This is a genomic window from Polaromonas aquatica (assembly GCF_042659145.1).
Classification (GTDB): Bacteria; Pseudomonadota; Gammaproteobacteria; order Burkholderiales; family Burkholderiaceae_C; genus Polaromonas; species Polaromonas aquatica.
The window spans coordinates 1-5,078 of sequence record NZ_JBHSRS010000008.1 but is presented as its reverse complement, the minus strand read 5'-3'; the positions used below and the strand labels follow the sequence as shown (position 1 = coordinate 5,078).

At 57.8% G+C, this 5,078-nt stretch carries 4 protein-coding genes and 1 pseudogene; all 5 read left to right on the top strand.

Annotated elements, in window-relative coordinates; translation table 11 throughout:
• Positions 1 to 174 (top strand): annotated as a pseudogene (locus ACFQND_RS27275) (methyl-accepting chemotaxis protein); the annotation flags it as partial.
• Between the two features lie 55 nt (positions 175 to 229).
• Positions 230 to 1,828 carry a methyl-accepting chemotaxis protein gene (locus ACFQND_RS03880; protein ID WP_377412372.1) on the top strand — a complete coding sequence of 533 codons (1,599 nt, stop codon included), beginning with the start codon at positions 230 to 232 and terminating at the stop codon, positions 1,826 to 1,828.
• Between the two features lie 53 nt (positions 1,829 to 1,881).
• Entirely contained in the window at positions 1,882 to 3,507 is a 1,626-nt protein-coding gene (locus tag ACFQND_RS03875) for a methyl-accepting chemotaxis protein (RefSeq protein ID WP_377412369.1), read from the top strand.
• A 153-nt stretch (positions 3,508 to 3,660) separates the two neighbouring features.
• Positions 3,661 to 4,152: a chemotaxis protein CheW gene (locus ACFQND_RS03870; RefSeq protein ID WP_377412366.1), complete on the top strand. Its 492-nt coding sequence runs from the start codon at positions 3,661 to 3,663 to the stop codon at positions 4,150 to 4,152.
• 39 nt (positions 4,153 to 4,191) lie between these two features.
• Positions 4,192 to 5,078: MCP four helix bundle domain-containing protein (locus ACFQND_RS03865; protein WP_377412363.1), on the top strand; the 887-nt coding region annotated here is incomplete at its 3' end.

The following is a 5,078-nucleotide window of genomic DNA, read 5'->3' as shown; positions in this document are numbered from 1 at the left end:
GGAATTGAGCAGATCAACCAGGCCATCACCCAGATGGACCAGGTGACGCAGCAAAACGCAGCCTTGGTGGAAGAAGCCGCAGCTGCAGCAGCATCCCTGCAGGAGCAGGCCAGTGGCTTGTCACAGGCGGTCAGTGTGTTCAGGCTGGAGTCCCGGCAATTAGCACTTCACTGAACCGTTTGATCCCAATCGTTGCCCGACATCAAAAAAACTGGAAGCCCCTTAGCTCATGCGTGTCAATTTACCCATCACGAAAAAAGAATACGAATTGTCCGGCGACGCGGCACTTGTGTCCCGTACCGACCTCAAGGGGCGGATCACTTATGCCAACCCTTCCTTTGTCGAGGTCAGCGGCTACACCCTGGACGAACTCCTGGGAAAAGCACACAACATCGTCCGGCATCCCGACATGCCAAAAGAAGCCTTCGCGGACATGTGGGAAACCCTGGGCATGGGCCTGCCGTGGACCGGACTGGTCAAGAACAGGCGCAAGAACGGTGACTTCTATTGGGTGCTTGCGAATGTGACGCCAATCCGCCGCAAGGGGGTGACGGAGGGCTATATGTCCGTGCGCAGCAAGCCCGACCAGGCGGCGGTTGCTGAAGCTGAGCAGGTCTATCGCCGGATAAGGGAGGGTCAGGCAAAGGGGCTGCTGATCCTGCAAGGTGAGGTACTTCAACGGGGCGGGCTCGGTTTCATGGCCCGTTTGCGCCGCGTTCCGATCAGGCAACGGATGTTTGCGGTCACGCTTACAGCGGCCTTCCTGACGCTGGTCCTTGGGGCTGCTGGCTGGTGGGAGGCCTCACGTATTGCGCAGTCCGCCAATGCACAAAGCTGGCTTCCTGGCGTGCTTGCCGTTTGCGTTGTGGGCGCGTCCCTGGCCTGGGCCGGTTTGGGCTACTTTCTTGATCGCACGGTTTTCCAGCCACTGGATCAGGCGGTGCGTGTGGCACGGGCCATAGCAGGGGGGGATCTGGTCAGGTTTCAGGTCAAGCCGGAAGATGAAACCAAACAACTGTTGCGTGCACTTAACCAGATGAGCGCCAATCTTGTGGCGATCGTGGCGGATGTTGGCGCCAACGTCGGCGGCCTGGCGACGGCTTCCCGGCAAATCGCGGCAGGCAACCTGGACTTGTCGGCGAGGACCGAGCAGCAGGCCAGTTCGCTGGAGGAGACGGCCGCTTCGATGGAGGAGTTGACCTCCACTGTCAAGCAGAACGCCGACAACGCACGGCAGGCGAGCCAGCTGGCAGTGGCTGCTTCGGCGGTGGCTGTCCGGGCCGGAGCGGTAGTGGGCCAGGTGGTGGACACCATGGAGTCGATCAACACGTCCTCAAAAAAGATAGCGGACATCATCAGTGTCATAGACGGCATTGCTTTTCAAACCAACATTCTTGCGCTGAATGCCGCGGTAGAGGCTGCCCGCGCCGGCGAGCAGGGCCGGGGCTTCGCTGTGGTGGCCGGCGAGGTGCGGAGTTTGGCGCAGCGCAGCGCAGTGGCGGCTCGGGAAATTAAGACACTTATTGATGATTCCGTGGCAAGAGTGGATGTCGGTAGCCGGCTCGCCGGAGAGGCCGGCAAGACCATGGATGAGGTCGTGGGCAGCGTGAAGCGTGTGACTGGAATCATCGCGGAAATCAGTACCGCCAGCCAGGAGCAAACAGCTGGTATTGAGCAGGTCAACCAGGCCATTACCCAGATGGACCAGGTGACGCAGCAAAACGCGGCACTGGTAGAAGAGTCGGCGGCGGCGGCAGGCTTACTGAAGGAGCAGGCCGGGGGGCTGGCACAAGCGGTCGGCGTGTTCACCTCACATGCAACGCGTTGAGGCGGTGCGGAATTTTTCCCGGTGCATTCAAAAATAATGACGGAGAGACAAGCATGAAAAATCTGAAAATTGGAGTGCGTTTGGGTGTGGGCTTTGCGCTGGTACTCCTGTTCCTGGCCGTCATCGCCGGGCTCGGTGTTCTCCGGCTCCAGAATGTAGGCGAAGCTACAGATGAGATGATCGGAAATGCCTTGGTCAAGGAACGGCTTGCGGCGCGCTGGATGGTCGGTACAAGCACCAACAGCGTAAGGACGTTTGCTCTGGTCAAGAGCACAGACCCTGAAGACCAAAAATATTTCCAAAATGGCATATCAAAGGCCAGTCTGGACATTACCGATAACTCGAAAAAACTCCTGGCCTTGCTGGATACACCTGAAGAAAAGAAGCTGTACGAGGAGAGCCTGGCGAAAAGAGCCGCCTACATTGATTTGCGAACCACCGCCTTGAAAATGAAGGCGGATGGCCTTCATGAGCAGGCAGTGCAGTTGGCCGATGCCAAGCTGGTGCCTGCCCTGGAGGCGTATGACGCGAGTATCCGGGACATGGCATTGCTCCAGGCTGCAAATATCGACAGAACGGCAAGTGCAATTGATGCCTTGTATCGATCTGCCCGGATCAGCCTGATCGCGCTGTCCGTGATCGCCCTGCTGATTGGGTGTACCCTGGCCTGGCTACTCACACGCGGCATCACGCGCCCGCTATCAGAAGCTGTAAAAGTAGCCGAAACGGTAGCGGCCGGAGACCTGAGCAGCCGTATTGAAGCAAGTAGCCGTGATGAAACAGGCCAGTTGATGCAAGCCCTCAAAGCCATGAACGACAGCCTGTCCAAGGTTGTTGGCGAAGTGCGTCATGGCACAGACACGATAGCGACAGCCTCAAGCCAGATAGCCTCAGGCAACCAGGACCTGTCCTCAAGAACAGAAGAGCAGGCCAGTTCACTGGAAGAAACCGCAGCCTCCATGGAAGAGTTGACATCAACAGTCAAACAAAACGCAGACAACGCCCGCCAGGCCAATCAACTGGCGGTTTCAGCGTCCAGCGTAGCCGTCAGAGGTGGCAGTGTGGTCGCTGAAGTGGTGGACACCATGGGAGCCATCAACGCCTCCTCCAGAAAGATCGTCGACATCATCGGCGTGATAGACGGCATAGCCTTCCAGACCAACATCCTGGCTCTGAACNCAGCAGCCAAGGAAATCAAGGTCCTGATTGACGACTCCGTGGAAAAAGTAGAAGCCGGAGGCAAACAGGTCAGCGAAGCCGGCAAGACCATGGACGAGATAGTCGACAGCGTCAAACGCGTAACCGACATCATGGCCGAGATCACAGCGGCCAGCCAGGAGCAGACATCAGGCATCGAGCAGATCAACCAGGCCATCACCCAGATGGACCAGGTGACCCAGCAAAACGCAGCCTTGGTGGAAGAAGCCGCAGCTGCGGCAGCATCCCTGCAGGAGCAGGCCAGTGGTTTATCTCAGGTGGTCAGTGTGTTCAGGCTGGACAACGAACAGCAAATCCATGTGACACAGGGCAAACGCCCGGGGGCTGCCAACGGCAGCAAGCCAAAAGGCGCCCCCAAGCAGCCACCAACTGCCAAGCAGGCGATTGCTGCGCCCAGGAGCAAGCCGCAACTGGCGGTTGCCGGAGCTGGCTCTGTTTCAGGGGACTGGGAGATTTTTTAAGAGTCGCACGGGAAAACCCTAGGGTAAGGGGCTGGAGTTTCTCCAGCTTTGGCCGTTAACAGATGTAGGTATTTGTTAGCGGCTCTACATTTCTGGCCCTTGTTGTGCAGGCGCCTGCTTGGGCCTGCGTCACTACCGTTTAAAGGAGTGCATATGCACGAGACAACAAACTCCCCCAAAGCCTTGGCGACAGGGGCACTGGAATTCCTGGCGTTCAAGCTGGGCCAGGAAGAGTACGGCATTGACATCCAGAAGGTGCAGGAGCTGCGCGGCTACGACGCGGTGACGCGCATTGCCAACGCGCCGGAGCACATCAAGGGCGTGGTGAACCTGCGCGGCATCATCGTGCCGATCATTGACATGCGCATCAAGTTCAACCTTGGGGCGCCCACCTACGACCAGTTCACGGTCGTGATCATTTTGAACATTGCCAGCCGCGTGATGGGCATGGTGGTGGACAGCGTCTCGGATGTGATTACCTTGACGCCGGAGCAGGTCAAGCCTGCACCCGAGATGGGCTCGGTGCTGGACACCGAATACCTGATTGGCCTGGGCACGCTCGATGAGCGGATGCTGATCCTGGTGGATATTGACAAATTAATGTCGGGCAAGGACTTGGGCCTGATCGAAAAATTGACGGCATAAAACGCAAACCGGATACCGGCTTAACAGTTAGTCATTCTTTTGAAGATTTTGATCATGACACTCAATAACATCAAGGTTGGCACCCGTCTCTCGCTGGCATTTGGGCTGATTCTTCTCATTACGGCGATCATTGCCTTTATCGGTGTTTGGCGCCTGCAGGAGCTCGCCGCGACCACCAGCAGGCTGGGCATCGAGGACAGTGAAAAACTCAAGATGGCCGTTCAATGGCGTCAGACCATTGACCTTAACTGGATACGCACACGTGCCTCCGTGCTTGATGCCGACACCGGCCGCATGGGGATGTGGCAGGCCGACATGGACAAAACGTCTGAAATCTCTTTGGCCTCGCGCAAGCGTCTGATCGAACTGATTCAATCCGAAGAAGGCAAAGAGCTTATCGCCAAAATCGACGCAGCACGCGAGGCCTATCGTACGCCTCGGGCTGCCTTGCTGAAAAAGAAACAGGCGGGAGACGATGTTTCCGCTGCACTCGATCGTGACCTGAAACCGCTGGCGGATGCCTATAGCGGAGCCATCTATCAACTGGAGCAACGCCAGCAGATGCGGTACGACGCCTCCCTTGCGCAGGCTGAGGACGCTGCGGCTCAGGGGCGGGTAATAATTTTGGGGGGTGCCGCGCTGGCCTTGTTGCTCGGCACCATCTCATCTGTTGTCCTGACCCGTTCCATCACGATACCGCTAAGGCAGGCAGCCCGCAGCGCCAGTCACATTGCTGATGGCGATCTTACCCAGGCGATCAACAGCGTTGGCCGGGACGAAGCGGCCGAATTGCAGAGTGCCTTGAAAAACATGCAATCCCGCCTGGTGGGCATCGTGGGGAATGTCCGCCATGGCACAGACACGATAGCCACAGCCTCAAGCCAGATAGCCTCAGGCAACCAGGACCTGTCCTCAAGGACAGAAGA